Here is a 13,629-nt window from a genome sequence, read left to right on the forward strand (position 1 = left end):
CCTCACGTCGGTCCCGGGCGAAGAGACGGGAACGACCGAACCCGCCGCTCACGGGCAGATCGAGGGCAACCCGGTGCCGATCTCGCAGGAAACCATCGATCGGCTGCTCTGCGAGACCGGCACCCGCGGCATAAAGTTCGACGACAACGGCCAGATCATCGACGTCGGCCGCGACGAACGACTCTTCACCGAGGCACAGCGGACCGCAATGGGGGTACGTGACGGCGGATGCCTCTGGGGCGGCTGCGACCGGTCACCGGCCTGGTCCGAGGCCCACCACATCAACGAGTGGCTGAAGGACACCGGGAACACCAACCTCGCCAACGGAGTACTGCTCTGCCACCCGCACCACCTGCTGCTACACAACCAGCACTGGAAGATCACCCGCACCGGAAACCANGTCGACCCGAAGCAGACACTGATCGCACTGCCGCGCAAGCGAGTGGGGCTGCAGGGCGTGGCTCTGGTCCCGGCTCTTGACAGGCTCGACCACCCGCGGGCTTGACTGTTGGGGACGGGAAAGAGGCACTCCGTGGCGGGCGATGGGGTTTGACTCGGGGGAGCAAACCCCAGCCAGATGCGAATCCGACTGGGGTTGCGTTGGTCCCCGGGTCCCCCTGAATCCCCCCGGTCAGTCGAGAACCGAATCTCACCCGGGGACTTGTACGATCGTACAGCACTCTCAGGTGAAGGCGTCCCAGCCCCGATGGTTACGCTGGCATATCGCACCATTCGGTCGAACGGTGACGATTCTCGGAGGTGCTGGTGGCTGGAAGTGATGCTCGCAAGATCGAGGCGCGTGAACGCATCCTGGCAGCGGCGGCAATCGAATTCGCCGACCGCGGCTACGCGGGCACCTCGATCGGCCTGGTTGCCGAAAAGTCGGGCACCGGCAAGGGGTTGGTGCAGTACCACTTCAAAGCCAAGTCGGATATGGCGCTCGCGCTCGTTCATTCCTCGTTTTCGCGGGCTCCGTTCGCCAACGTGCTGGGCGATGCGTCACCCGTGCGCGGGATCGAGGCCATCGTGGCGTCGATCCGCGGGGTTGCCGGCGCCTTCCGGAACGACGTGCGCGTGCGGGCCTCGGTGCGGCTCGTGCGGGAATATCACCTGATCCCGGCAATCCTGCCGACCCCGTACGTGGGCTGGGTCGCGCGCATCGCGATGCTGCTTGGCGAGGCCGAGGCTGCGGGGGAGATCCCCGCCGGGCTCGACCACGACCGCGAGGCCTGGCATCTGGTGGCGTACTTCAGCGGGGTTCAGGAGGTATCGAACCGGCTTGCCGAACGGGAGGACCTGCCGGAACGGATCGAGGAGATGCTTGCGCGGTCCCTGACTGCGCTGGGTGTGGTGGACCTCGACCGGTTCCTCTAAGACCCTGGCTGGCACCGGGTGCCCCGCCGCGGGATACAACAACCGTTCCGGCGCTGGTTTCGGTTGCGCCTGAGGGCCCTCCTTCGGCGGTGCGGTCCGCGCCGGTGGTCACGGCCGCCCCGACCCGCTGCATCGCGTGGCTGATCCGGCGTCTGACCCGGGTGCAGGACGACCACCTGTCCGAGATCATGAAGGAGGAGCAGCTCTGGAACAGCTACCCGAACGGTTCACCGGCGCCAGACGTATTCGTTTTCTGGCCGCCCCGGCGTACCGTAGCGCGGCGACCGTTCGAGCGAGCCGGTGTCGGCCAGATGCTCAAGGTAGCGCCGGGCGGTCACCCGCGAAATGCCGAGCTGCTCCATGACCTCGCTGGAGGAGACCGGAACGATCTGCAGCTTCAGGAACTCGATCACCGCGCCTAGGGTGCCCTCGGACAGACCCTTCGGCCGCGGCAGCTCGGTGGGCGTGCGCAGGCTCGCGAACGCCAGGTCCACGTCGGTCTGGCTGGTCATCGCGGACAGTCCGCCCAGTTGGAGCCGGAAGTCCCGATACTGCACCAGCTTCTGCGCGAAGGTTGAATAGGTGAACGGCTTGATCAGGTATTGAACAATGCCGGCCGCCACGGCGCCGCGAACAATGTGCAGTTCGCGCACCGCCGTGATGGCGATGATGTCCGTGGTCAGGCCGGCTGCGCGCATCCGCCGGCTCACGTCGAGGCCGTGCAGGTCGGGCAGGGTCATATCCATCAGCACCAGATCGATGGGCTGCCCGGCGGTGACGGCCGCAGCTAGGGCGCGCAGGGCGGAATGGCCGTCGCCGACGGTGCCCGCGTGCACGAAACCGGTCAGACGCCCGAGATAGGCGGCGTGCGCCTCGGCCGCAATGGTTTCGTCTTCCACGACGAGCACCCGGATGTCCCGTTCAGTCATGCGATCCGCCCGTCGCCGCGAGGTCGGGTTCGATGCCCGCAGCGGGCTCCTCCGGCTGCCGGGGGAGGGCGACCGTGAACACGGCCCCCTCGCGGCGGGTGATGCTGAGGCTGCCGCCGAGCCGGTTGACCGTCTGCCGCACCAACGCCAGTCCGAGGCCGCGGCCGAAACTGCCGGGCTCCTTGGTGCTGTAACCGCGGCGGAGGATGTCGGTCACGGCGTCCGGGTCGACGCCGGGCCCGGTGTCGGCCACCTCGATCGCCACCGACGAGGGCGTGGAGCCGACCGAGAGGTGCACCCGGCGGGGTGCCTCGCCGCCGGCGGCCGCGTCGAGCGCGTTATCGACCAGGTTGCCCACGACCGTGACCAGGTCCTGCGCCGTCAGGCCGGAATCGGCGAGGGTTCCGGCCGCCTCAACCGTGAGCAGCACGCCCAGCTCGCTGGCTTGGGCGAACTTGCCCATCAGCAGGGCGCTGAGCACCGGTTCGTCCACCGAGTCGAGCATGTCATCGGTGAGTTGCTGGCTGAGCTCCAGGTCTTTGGTGGCGAAATCGAGGGCCTCGGCGCCGCGCCCGAGTTCCATCAGGGACACGATGGTGTGAAGCCGGTTGGCGTGCTCATGGGTCTGGGCGTGCAGGGCATCCGAGAGGGTGCGCATCGACCGGAGTTCGCTGCCCATCGATTGCAGGTCGGTGTGGTCGCGGATGGTCGCAACCCAGCCCATCGGCGCGGGTTTGGTGCGGCCGCTGCCCGGTTTCAGTGCCGGCAGCTGGCTGACGACCAGCACGCGCGTGTCGGTGACGTGGATCTCGTCGGTGGCGGGGCGGCCGCTCTTCAGTAGCTCGGCGAGTGCCGGGGGAAGGTCGAGACGGTCAAGGCTCTGCGTGGCGGCGGAGGATGCTCGGCCCTCAGTCGGTGAGCGCGGCGGCAGGCCCAGCAGCCGGGCAGCCTGATCGTTGTAGAGCACGACCTCGCCCGTGAGAGTGACGAGTACGAGACCCTCCCGCACCGAATGCAGCACCGAGTCGTAGTAGACGAAGAGCTGGGCGAGCTGCTCCGGTCCCCAGCCGAGCGTGACCCGGCTCAGATAGCGACCGAGCAGCCAGGCGGCGAGGGTGCCCGTGGCTAGCAGCATCAGGGCCACCCCCAGCACGGCCGGCAGCCGCGCGCTCAGCGCGATGGAGAGGTTGCTCGTCTTCACCCCCGCAGCCACCAGGCCCTGAACGGCTCCCTGCTCGTCGGTGATCGGAACGACGGCCCGCACCGAGGGTCCGAGCGTGCCCGTGGTCACCTCGGTGAACGGTTCCCCGGCCAGGGCGGGCGTGACGCTACCGATGTAGGGGCGGCCGATCTCCAACTCGGTCGGGTGGGTCCAGCGGGTGCGGTCGGGCGCCATGATCGTGATGAAGTCGAGGGTGGCGTCGGCGGTGACCCGCTCGGCGTACGGCTGGAGCACCGCGCTGGGATCGGCTGAGCGGCTGGCCTCCAGTACGAGCGGGTTGTCGGCGATGGCGCTGGCGACGGACAGCATCCGTTCCTCGGCGGCGACGAAACCACGGTCGCGGGCGTCCACGAAGGCCGCGGTGCCCGCGAACACGGTTATCGCCATGATGACCAGGGCGTTCGCCAGGAACAGGCGGCGCGCAATGCTCCAGCCTTGCCCCATCGCATCCTTCTTCCATTTGCGCGACCGTGACCAATATGACCGCAACAGTGACGCGGGCGCCCCGGTCGTCCATTCTGAAACACACCACGGATGGTCCGGGCGCACCAGCGCCTCACCCCAGCCTAGTTACTAGACAAAGGAGTCTTTTATGGCATCACTGCCTCGCGCTCGCGCTGCACAGCCCGCGAAGAAGTTTGACAAGTCCCACTACTTGTACATGGCGGTCATCGTCGCGGTGATCATCGGCGTCATCGTCGGCCTGCTCTTCGGCGGCACAGACGGATTCGCCGTCTCGCTCAAACCGCTCGGGGACATCTTCATCGCCCTGATCAAGATGATGATCTCGCCGATCATCTTCTGCACGATCATCCTCGGCATCGGGTCCATCGCGAAGGCCGCCACTGTCGGCAAGATCGGCGGACTGGCCCTCGGCTACTTCCTGACCATGTCCACCTTCGCCCTGGCGATCGGCCTCGTCGTGGGCAACGTGATCAAGCCCGGCTCAGGGCTCGATCTCACCGCGACCACCTTCGTGCCGCCGGAAGCCGCCGAGTCGGACTTCTTCCTCGGCATCATCCCGACCACACTGTTCTCCGCACTGACCGCCGGCAACATCCTGCAGACCCTGCTGGTGGCCCTCATCGCCGGCTTCGCGCTGCAGAAGATGGGAGCCGCCGGCAAGCCGATCCTCGAGGGCATCGCGCACGTGCAGGCCCTGGTCTTTCGCATCCTGATCATGGTCATGTGGCTCGCGCCGATCGGCGCCTTCGGTGCGATCGCCGCCGTCGTCGGTGCCACCGGCTTCCAGGCCGTTATCAGCCTCTTCACCCTGATGGGCGCCTTCTACCTGACCTGTGTGCTCTTCATCGTCGTCATCCTCGGCGGGTTGCTCAAGATCGTCACCGGCATCAGCATCTTCAAGCTGATGCGCTATCTCGGCCGAGAGTACCTGCTGATCTTCTCTACCTCCTCCTCCGAGGCGGCGCTGCCGCGCCTGATCGCCAAGATGGAGCACCTCGGCGTCTCCAAGCCGGTCGTGGGCGTCACGGTTCCCACCGGATACTCCTTCAACCTCGACGGCACCGCGATCTACCTGACCATGGCGTCGCTCTTCATCGCCACGGCCATGGGTCAGCCGCTCGCCCTGGGCGAACAGATTGGGCTCCTCGCCTTCATGATTATCGCCTCCAAGGGTGCCGCCGGAGTGTCCGGTGCCGGGATCGCGACCCTGGCCGCCGGCTTGCAGGCCCACGCCCCGCAGCTGCTGGAAGGAGTCGGCTTCATCGTGGGCATCGATCGCTTCATGTCCGAGGCCCGCGCGCTCACGAACTTCACCGGCAACGCCGTCGCCACCGTGCTGATCGGATCCTGGACCAAGGAGATCGATCGTGCCCAGGTCGACCGGGTGCTCGACCGTCACGAGCCGTTCGACGAGACCACGATGATCGCGCACCACGGTGTGCCCAGCGCCGCCGAAACGGCCACCGCGACCGAGAAGTCCGCGCAGATCGCGGCGCTCAAGGCCTGAGTCCGGCCGGGTCGTCGAACGCGACCCGGCACGGATGCCCCGCGGCGACTGTCTCGCGGCCTGCGCTAGGGCCGGTTCCCCTCACTACCCGAATCCGTCGAGATCGCAGCTTCTGCGACGCAAGTACCCCCCCCGTGTTAGAGTAGCTTCTGGTCTTACGACCCTTCACCAGGACGCGAATGGACAGCCACGGCCCCATCGGTACGGCGCTTCGTATGGTGAGGCCATGACGGATGCGATCCCCATGATCGCTCCAGCCCACGCTTTCCATCGCGTCGAGGCCGGTCACGGCCTACCCGTCCGACACAGCGTGCATCCGTTCCGTCGGCCGTGATTCGGCCCCGCCCGGCGTGCACCGGGAGAATCCGTGACCGAAACTATTGCCGTGAAGGCAGATCGACTGTACAAAGCGTTCGGGCGTCGTCCGCACGAGCTCGTCAAGAAGCTGACCGCGGGAGCCAGCCGCGATGAGGTGTCCTCGCTGGGCACCGCCGCCGTTATCGACGCCTCATTCGAGGTCCACCGTGGCGAAATCTTTGTGGTGATGGGGTTGTCCGGTTCGGGCAAATCCACCCTGATCCGCATGCTCAACGGGCTACTCGACGCCACCTCCGGCAGCGTGACGGTGGCCGGCCAGGCCATCACCGGTATTTCCGCCGCCGCGCTGCGCGAGGTGCGCCGCACAAATATTTCCATGGTGTTCCAGCACTTTGCCCTGCTGCCGCACCGCACCGTGATCGACAACGTCGCCTACGGACTCGAGGTGCAGGGCATGGGCCGCGAGGAGCGGCTCGCCAAGGCGCGCACCATCATCCGCCTCGTCGGGCTCGACGGCTGGGCTGACAGCCTGCCGTCGGAGCTTTCCGGCGGAATGCAGCAGCGAGTCGGCCTCGGCCGGGCCCTCGCCGCCGACACCGACGTCCTCCTGATGGACGAGGCGTTCTCGGCCCTTGACCCGCTGATCCGCCGCGAAATGCAGGAGCAGCTGATCGAGCTGCAGGCCGAGCTCGGCAAAACCATCATCTTCATCACCCACGACCTTAACGAGGCCATGTTCCTCGGCGACCGCATCGCGGTCATGCGCGACGGTCGCATCGTTCAGATCGGCACGCCCGAGGAGATCCTGACCGACCCGGCAAACGACTACGTCGCTCAGTTCGTGCAGGATGTCGACCGCGCCCGGGTGCTGACCGCGGCCAGCGTGATGGAGCCCGTGCGCTCCGTGGTCACGATCACCGGCGGCCCCCGAGCCGCGCTCCGCACCATGCGCGACCTGCAGACCTCCGCCACCTTCGTGCTCAACCGCGACCGCACCTTCGCCGGTGTGGTGCGCGATCGCGACGTGCTGGGGCAGGTCAAGGCCGGCGAGACCGATCTGCGCGCGATAGTGCGCACGGATGCGATCTCCGTCAACCCGGACACCCCGCTGGTCGACCTGGTCGAACCCTCGGTCGGCAGTGACCTGGCCATCGCCGTGGTCGATGAGAAGAACCGTCTGCTCGGCGTCATCCCGCGGGTGACCCTGCTGGCCGCGCTCGGCAACGTGAGCACGAATACGGGGGACGTGCCCGTGATCGAGCCCGCGGCCACGATTTCCATCAGCGTGATCACCGAAACCCTCCGCGACACCGCTCTGGAAGGAGCCGACCTGTGAACGACTTCCGACTTCCTCTGGGCATGCTCGTCGAGGGGTTCATCGACTGGATCACCGACACGTTCGGGTTCTTATTCGACCTCATCCGGGCCGTCTTCGACGGTGCCTACGAACTGGTCGACTTCCTCCTGGTGGCGCCGCCCTTCTGGGTGATCATCGTGCTCTCGGCGGGGCTGGCCCTGGCCACCCGCGGTTGGAAATTCATGGTCGGTACCGTCCTCGGTCTGATCGTCGTCGTCGGCGTCGACCAGTGGGAGAACGCCATGGACACCCTCGCACTGGTGCTGGTCGCCAGTGTGCTCGCGATCGCTCTCAGCCTGCCGCTCGGCATCCTGGCGGCGAAATCCGCGGTGGCGTCCAACATCATCCGGCCGATTCTCGACTTCATGCAAACCATGCCGGCCTTCGTGTACCTGATTCCCGCGCTGATCCTGTTCCGCGTGGGCGTCGTGCCCGGAATCGTGGCCACCATCATCTTCGCGATGGCTCCGGGAGTCCGCCTCACCGAGCTGGGCATCCGCGGGGTCGACCGAGAAGTGGTCGAGGCCGGACAGGCCTTCGGCGCCTCGCCCTGGCGCATTCTCCGGCAGATCCAGCTTCCGCTGGCGATGCCGACGATCATGGCGGGTATCAACCAGGTCATCATGCTCTCGCTGTCGATGGTCGTCATCGCCGGTATGGTCGGGGCCGGGGGGCTGGGAGCGGATGTCGTCGCCAGTCTGAACCGCATCGACGTCGCACTCGGTTTCGAAGCCGGCCTCGCCGTGGTGATCCTCGCCATCTTCCTCGACCGCCTGACCGCCGCACTCGGCACCGGCGACACCCCGCTCGGTCGAAGCATGTCGGCCCGCAAGCGCCGTGCCCAGCAAGCCCTGGCCGCCTGAGTCCGTGCGCCGCGCACAGAACCTCCTGATTTCTCATTCTGCCCCGGTCGCCCACCAGGCGACACGAAAGGAAACAATATGAAAAACCGATCACTGTCCCTGCTCGCACTCGGAGCCGTTGGGCTCCTCGCACTCAGCGGCTGCGCCTCGGCCGAGGCCGCCGTCGTCGGCGACGGGAACAAGGACCAGAAAGACATCACCATCGCCGTGTTCAACGGCTGGGATGAAGGCGTCGCGGTCTCCGAACTGTGGAAGGCCATCCTCGACGAGAAGGGCTACAACGCGGAGTTGGAATACGCCGACGTTGCCCCCGTCTACTCGGGTCTCTCCACCGGAGACTACGACATCAACATGGATGTCTGGATGCCGGAGACCCACGCGTCCTACGTGAAGGAGTACGGCGATGACATCGTCGACCTCGGCGCATGGAACGAGGAATCCCGCCTGACCATCGCCGTCAACAAGGATGCCCCCATCGATTCCCTCGACGAGCTGGCCAGGAACGCCGACAAGTTCGGCAATCGCATCGTCGGAATCGAACCCGGAGCAGGCCTGACCAAGGCCACCACCGAGAAGGTCATCCCGGCCTACGGCCTCGACGACATGGAATACCTGACCTCATCGACCGCGGCCATGCTCACCGAGCTGACGGCGGCCACCAAGGCGGGCGAGAACATCGTCGTCACCCTGTGGGAGCCGCACTGGGCCTACGGTTCGCTGCCGATCAAGACCCTCGAGGACCCCAAGGGAACCTTGAAGAACACCGAGTCGCTGCACAGCTACGTCAAGTCCGACTTCGCCGCGGACTTCCCGCAGGCCACCGAGTGGATCAAGGGCTTCGACATGGACCTCGACAAGCTCTACTCGCTTGAGAAGGCCATGTTCGTCGACTACGACGGCAAGGACTACGAGCCGATCGTGGCGAAGTGGATCTCCGAGAACCAGGAGTACGTGGATTCTCTGACCACCGCATAACACAGAACACAAACTGCCCTGGTGCCGTCGCCGAGCTCGACGGCGATTGTCCCGGCAACGGTTGCCGACTACGGGGTTGTCTGTGTCAGGAATCCAGTGAGCTCGCGGGTGATTTCGGCGGCAACGGCATCCGTTGACTTGGTGGCAACACCGTCGCCGCTCTGCACGCCGTAGTCGCCGAACCGCGCATGGTTGGCTCCGTCGATTTCGACGAAACGGGTGTCGGGCACAAGCAGATCCGCCCTGTCGGCGATCTTCTCCGGGGTGCTGAGGCGGTCGGCGCTGCCGCTGAGGCTGAGGGCCCGCAGATCGGTGCGCTCCGGCGCGACCGCGCAGTAGCTGCCGAACAGTACGAGCCCGGCCACCGCGGGATCGTCCGCCAGCATGCAGGCTCGCACGCCGCCGATCGAGTGGCCGCCCACGAACCAGGTGGAGACCTCGGGGACGGCGTCGGTGAAGGTGGACAGCATCCGGCGGTCGAAGATGGCGAGGTTGAGCACCGGCTTGGTGATCACAACGGTCACCCCGGTGTCTTCAACCGTGCCTGCCAGCTTGTAGAGGTAGGCATAAGGGTCGACCCGGGCACCGGGAACGAAGACCAAGCCGATGTCCCCGGCGTCGTCGGCGGGCGCGAGGACGACCGACGTGGGGGTGTCGGTGACGGTCACGTTCGGGCTGGCGAAAACCTCGTCTGCCGCGGCCCGATCGGCCACGCGCACAGTGTTCGCCCAGGCCAGGAACACGATCACGACGAGTACGAACGCGGTCAGGCTCCACCAGCCGCCGGCCCGGATGCCGCTCCGCAGCCGTCCTCGTCGTCGTGCCTCGGTCGTACCGCTGGGCTGGGTCATCGCGTTCCGCTCCTCGCCTGTCCGGTCGGGGTGAGACCGGAAACCGCTGATGGTCTCAACCTAGCCGCAACCGCACTGCCGGGACCGAACCGCTCCGGCCTCAGTCGTCGAGACCGCGGGCGGCCAGAGCCTCGCCGATCGCATCCGCGGCGTAGAGCGAGCGCACGACCACCGGCACGGCCAGGGCGAGCAGCGAACCCTGGGTGCCGCGCGCCCGACGTGCCTCGATCACCTCGGACACGATCTCGGTGACGAGCGGGATGCACCGCAGGGTGAGGGCGAGGAGGAGGCCGACCCGGTCGGCGTCGACCCAGCGACGGAACGGTCGCAGAAGCTTCTGAAAGCCCTCGAGCACGGCCGTGACCGTGGTCGTCACGGTGAACAGTGCCGCCAGCGCCACGGCGATCAGCAACCGCCCGGCCATCAGGCCGGCCGTGGTCCAGTCGGCGAACAGCGCCTGGAGTGGAACGGCGATCACCAAAATCCACAGAATCGGGCCGATCTGCTGCCACGCGGCGCCCAGCGGCACCCGCGCCACCAGGAACAGCGCGGCGACCCCGAGAAGGCAGGCACCCAGCTGCCAGAGCTCGCCGAGCGAGCCGACGAGCAGCACGGCGAGCGAGAGAAGCACGAGCTTGAGCAGCATCGGCGCGCGGTGGATCAGCGAGTGGCCAGGGTGATAGAGCCCGATCATGCCGGCCCGATCATGCCAACAGCTCCCGGTACGCGCCGAGCGCGGCATCCGGTTCACCGTCGGCGACCACCCGGCCGTCCTCGATCACAATCACGCGGTCGAAGGCGGCGAGCAGGTCCAGCTGGTGGGTGACCACGATGACCTGCTGGCTCAGGCCGAGCAGAAGTTCGGTGATGCGCCGGGCATTGCGTGCGTCGAGCAGTGTGGTCGGCTCGTCGGCGACCACGATCTCAGGCTCCGCCACGAGCACGGCCGCCAGCGCCAGCAACTGCTTTTGGCCGCCGGACAGCCGGTGCGCCGGATGGTCGGCGTGCTGGTCGAGCCCGAAGCGCTCGAGCGCCGCCCGCGTGCGGGTCGAGATCTCGAGCGGGGTCAGCCCGCGGCGGCGCAGGGTGAAGGCGACGTCTTCGGCCACGGTGGGCATCACGATCTGGTTGTCCGGGTTGGTGAAGATGAAGCCGACCTGCCGGCGCACCGCCTTGGTGTTCCGGGCCACGTCGAGGCCGCCGACGCTGACGATTCCGGTGTCGGGCTTGATCAGTCCGTTGATCAGGCGCACGAGGGTGGACTTTCCCGACCCGTTCGCCCCGACAATGCCGATGCGCTGTTCGGTGAGGGACAGACGGATGTCCCGCAGCACCATCCGTTCACCGAACGCATGCGAGACACTGTCGAAGTCGATCCTGCTCATGATGCGGGCGTGACTGCTCCGGCGGTGACGTCGTCGGCCTCGGGCGCGGGAGCGGCGCGGCGGCGCGGCGGGATCAGACCCGGGTAGGCCCTGTGAACCTGGCGGGCCACCAGTACGGTCACGACCACCTTGATCAGGTCGCCGGGCAGAAACTTCGCGGCGTCGACGAGAGCAACCCACAGCGGCAGGCCCAGGTTGATCGCGGTGACAGGCACGCCGATCAGGTAGACCACGACGATGCCGCCGAGCGTGGTGGCGCCGAGCGCCGCCCAGAGCCGGTAGCGGGGGAGGAGCAGGCCGGTCAATGAGCCGATGACCAGGGCGCCGAGCAGCCAGCCGTAGAGGTAGCCGGCGGAGGGTGAGGTGGTGAACCAGACGATGCCGCCGCGCCCGCCAGACAGCAGCGGGAGGCCGGCGGCGGCGAGGGCGAGCAGGAGGAGCACGGAGAAGAAGCCCTTGCGCGCGCCGAGGATCGCCCCGGCCAGCATCACCCCGAGGGTCTGGAAGGTGATTGGCACGGCCACCGCCCCGATGCTCAGGGCGCCGGGCAGTCCGAGTGCGGCGATCAGGGCGGCGAAGATGGCGATTTGCGACAGGTCGCGCGCGCTCATGATGCGGGTTGTCGGGGTGCGGGCGATGCGGGGGCTGGAAGTCATGTTCTTCAATCTAGAATTCCGCGGCAGGGCGAGTCCGAAGAAGACCTACAAAGAATGCGGCGGAACTCTATCAGGATGCGTCCGGCGAGCCCCCCGGCGCAGGGGTGCGCCGGGAAGACCCCGGCGGGACGCATCCGCTCCTCCGCGATGAGAGTGAGGTCGAGTCTCCGTTGAGCTGTGCAGCTTCGTGCGCTTGAACGGGAACACGACACTGTCGTCGAGCGTAGAGCGTCGAGCGTCGTCCTCTCGGCCCTGCCCGACGCCGACGTGTGGGGACTTCGACCGGCTCTATCACCGGGGGGCTCACGCCGGGCGGGTGGCCTGGGTCAGGCGACGAGGCGGGCGTTGTCCGTCGAAGCAGCGGCGGAGAAGCGCGGAAGGGAGGCCGTCGGCGCCCGCTCCGGTTCGGCCCAAACGGAGATCGGGGCGGGGATGAAGGGGAGCGCGGTGGGCTCGGCGATGACCTCGCCGCGAAGAACGGCGGTCTCGGTGCGGAGCACGGAGGCCAGGGACGAGGCAATCTGGTTCGCCTTCAGATCGTGGAAGATCACGTCGGTGTCGTCACTGCTGCGGGGAACCAGAGTCCACTGGCCTTGGGCGCCGACGAGACGGGCGATTTGGGTGTGCAGGAGCTCGAACACCTGAGCGTCGCTGAGCTCGGGAACGGGCGGGGGGATGACCGGTGCGACCGGTGCGACGCGACGTCGTCGACCAAACATCGGGAGCCCCTTTCGGCTAACGTGCCCGTGAACTCTTCAGTTTGCCGTGCGGCGCCCTGCGGCCCGCGCTGACACGCCGACAGTGGAAGACTTAGTCCTCGATTCGGCGATCGTCGGCATCCTGGATGACGGTTCCGATGGCTACCGCGGCGCTGAGCAGCCAGCCGACCCACATCAGCACTAGGCGCCAGTCGCGCGGACCGGTGCGGGTGGCACTCAGAATGTTCCAACCGCCGGCGAGCACGCCGATGATGGCACTGCTGAAAATGAACTTTCGCATGAAGACCTCCGCGTCTAACGCTACCCGGAAGTCGCCCTGCTGCGCGTTTCCCGACAATCTGACCGATCGGACAGGCTCTGACCGATCGGTCAGGTACCGTAATTGGGTGACTCCAGAGCCCGTTCTGCCCCAGCCCCCCCACAACCGCCAGAGCACCAGCGTAGAACTGCGCGCGACAGCGCTGGAACAGTTCGCCTCGGTCGGGTTCGCCGGCACCTCGCTGCAGCAGATCGCCGACGCGGCCGGGTACTCCAAATCGAGCGTGCTCTACCACTTCGCCTCCAAGGAAGCGCTCCTCGACGAGGTGCTCACCCCGGCGGTGAACCGGTTGGAGGGCATTCTCGAGCGGTTCCTCGCCACCGAGGAGAGCGCCCTGACCCGGAGCCGGTTCGTGAACGACTTCATCGACTTCATCCTCGAATTCCGCCTCGAGCTGCACACCTTCATCAACCAGTCTCAGTCGCTGCGCGGCATCCCCGTGATCGACCGTGCAGGAGTGGTGATCGTGCGCCTCTCCGACACGCTGTGCCACGGCGATGCGAGTACGGAGGACCGCATCCGCTTCGGTATCGCCCTCGGCGGCGCCGCCTACACCCTGGTGGCCGGCATGACGTTCCTCGGAGAGGAGATAGCCCCGGTGGAAGAGGTCCGACCGGCTCTTTTGACCGTCATCACCGAGCTGCTTGCCCCTGTCACCGTTCGCACCGCCCCGTCCCGGAAGTAGCACC

14 protein-coding genes are annotated in these 13,629 nt (G+C 67.0%); 6 read left to right on the forward strand and 8 right to left on the reverse strand.

From position 1 onward, the window contains the following. Nucleotides 1–765 precede the first annotated feature (765 nt). Nucleotides 766–1,374 (forward strand): TetR/AcrR family transcriptional regulator, encoded by a 609-nt coding sequence (locus E3O62_RS14805; protein ID WP_166784594.1) that lies wholly within the window; start codon nt 766–768, stop codon nt 1,372–1,374. A gap of 227 nt (nt 1,375–1,601) precedes the next feature. Here E3O62_RS14805 and E3O62_RS14810 read toward each other — a convergent pair whose 3' ends face one another. Together E3O62_RS14810 and E3O62_RS14815 are read right to left on the reverse strand one after the other, a co-directional pair. Continuing rightward, complete coding sequence (locus E3O62_RS14810) at nt 1,602–2,303, reverse strand: response regulator (protein ID WP_134399004.1); 702 nt, start codon at nt 2,301–2,303, stop codon at nt 1,602–1,604. Then, nucleotides 2,296–3,969, reverse strand: a complete 1,674-nt coding sequence (locus E3O62_RS14815) for a sensor histidine kinase (RefSeq protein ID WP_134399005.1) — start codon at nt 3,967–3,969, stop codon at nt 2,296–2,298. The genes E3O62_RS14810 and E3O62_RS14815 overlap by 8 nt, the downstream gene beginning before the upstream one ends. A 148-nt stretch (nt 3,970–4,117) precedes the next feature. Here E3O62_RS14815 and E3O62_RS14820 point away from each other — a divergent pair, with 148 nt between their 5' ends. The 4 genes from E3O62_RS14820 (at nt 4,118) to E3O62_RS14835 (ending at nt 9,010) form a co-directional block, all read left to right on the forward strand. Further along, the gene (locus tag E3O62_RS14820; RefSeq protein WP_134394239.1) at nt 4,118–5,497 is read left to right on the forward strand and encodes a cation:dicarboxylate symporter family transporter; all 1,380 of its coding nucleotides are present in this window, start codon (nt 4,118–4,120) and stop codon (nt 5,495–5,497) included. A 385-nt stretch (nt 5,498–5,882) separates the two neighbouring features. Continuing rightward, nucleotides 5,883–7,151, forward strand: a complete 1,269-nt coding sequence (locus tag E3O62_RS14825) for a glycine betaine/L-proline ABC transporter ATP-binding protein (RefSeq protein WP_233191517.1) — start codon at nt 5,883–5,885, stop codon at nt 7,149–7,151. After that, nucleotides 7,148–8,035, forward strand: coding sequence for a proline/glycine betaine ABC transporter permease (locus tag E3O62_RS14830; RefSeq protein ID WP_134394238.1), 888 nt, complete (start codon nt 7,148–7,150; stop codon nt 8,033–8,035). The genes E3O62_RS14825 and E3O62_RS14830 overlap by 4 nt, the downstream gene beginning before the upstream one ends. A gap of 78 nt (nt 8,036–8,113) precedes the next feature. Further along, on the forward strand, nt 8,114–9,010 hold the full coding sequence (locus tag E3O62_RS14835) for a glycine betaine ABC transporter substrate-binding protein (RefSeq protein ID WP_134394237.1): 897 nt from the start codon (nt 8,114–8,116) through the stop codon (nt 9,008–9,010). Nucleotides 9,011–9,078: 68 nt separating this feature from the next. Here E3O62_RS14835 and E3O62_RS14840 read toward each other — a convergent pair whose 3' ends face one another. The 6 genes from E3O62_RS14840 to E3O62_RS14865 form a co-directional block, all read right to left on the reverse strand. Beyond that, on the reverse strand, nt 9,079–9,861 hold the full coding sequence (locus tag E3O62_RS14840; protein ID WP_134399006.1) for an alpha/beta hydrolase: 783 nt from the start codon (nt 9,859–9,861) through the stop codon (nt 9,079–9,081). Between the two features lie 100 nt (nt 9,862–9,961). Continuing rightward, nucleotides 9,962–10,555, reverse strand: coding sequence for an energy-coupling factor transporter transmembrane protein EcfT (locus E3O62_RS14845; protein ID WP_134399007.1), 594 nt, complete (start codon nt 10,553–10,555; stop codon nt 9,962–9,964). Nucleotides 10,556–10,565: 10 nt separating this feature from the next. Further along, nucleotides 10,566–11,246, reverse strand: a complete 681-nt coding sequence (locus E3O62_RS14850; RefSeq protein WP_134399008.1) for an energy-coupling factor ABC transporter ATP-binding protein — start codon at nt 11,244–11,246, stop codon at nt 10,566–10,568. Then, entirely contained in the window at nt 11,243–11,902 is a 660-nt protein-coding gene (locus E3O62_RS14855; RefSeq protein ID WP_134394233.1) for a biotin transporter BioY, read from the reverse strand. Before E3O62_RS14855 ends, E3O62_RS14850 begins: the two co-directional genes overlap by 4 nt. A gap of 326 nt (nt 11,903–12,228) precedes the next feature. Then, nucleotides 12,229–12,621: a hypothetical protein gene (locus tag E3O62_RS14860; RefSeq protein WP_134394232.1), complete on the reverse strand. Its 393-nt coding sequence runs from the start codon at nt 12,619–12,621 to the stop codon at nt 12,229–12,231. Between the two features lie 91 nt (nt 12,622–12,712). Beyond that, nucleotides 12,713–12,901 (reverse strand): hypothetical protein, encoded by a 189-nt coding sequence (locus tag E3O62_RS14865; RefSeq protein WP_134394231.1) that lies wholly within the window; start codon nt 12,899–12,901, stop codon nt 12,713–12,715. A gap of 106 nt (nt 12,902–13,007) precedes the next feature. On the opposite strand from E3O62_RS14865, the gene E3O62_RS14870 reads away from it, so the two are divergent. Next, complete coding sequence (locus E3O62_RS14870; RefSeq protein ID WP_241973531.1) at nt 13,008–13,625, forward strand: TetR/AcrR family transcriptional regulator; 618 nt, start codon at nt 13,008–13,010, stop codon at nt 13,623–13,625. Nucleotides 13,626–13,629: the final 4 nt, after the last annotated feature.

This window comes from Cryobacterium sp. TMT2-15-1, from assembly GCF_004402345.1.
In the GTDB taxonomy this organism is placed as follows: domain Bacteria; phylum Actinomycetota; class Actinomycetes; order Actinomycetales; family Microbacteriaceae; genus Cryobacterium; species Cryobacterium sandaracinum.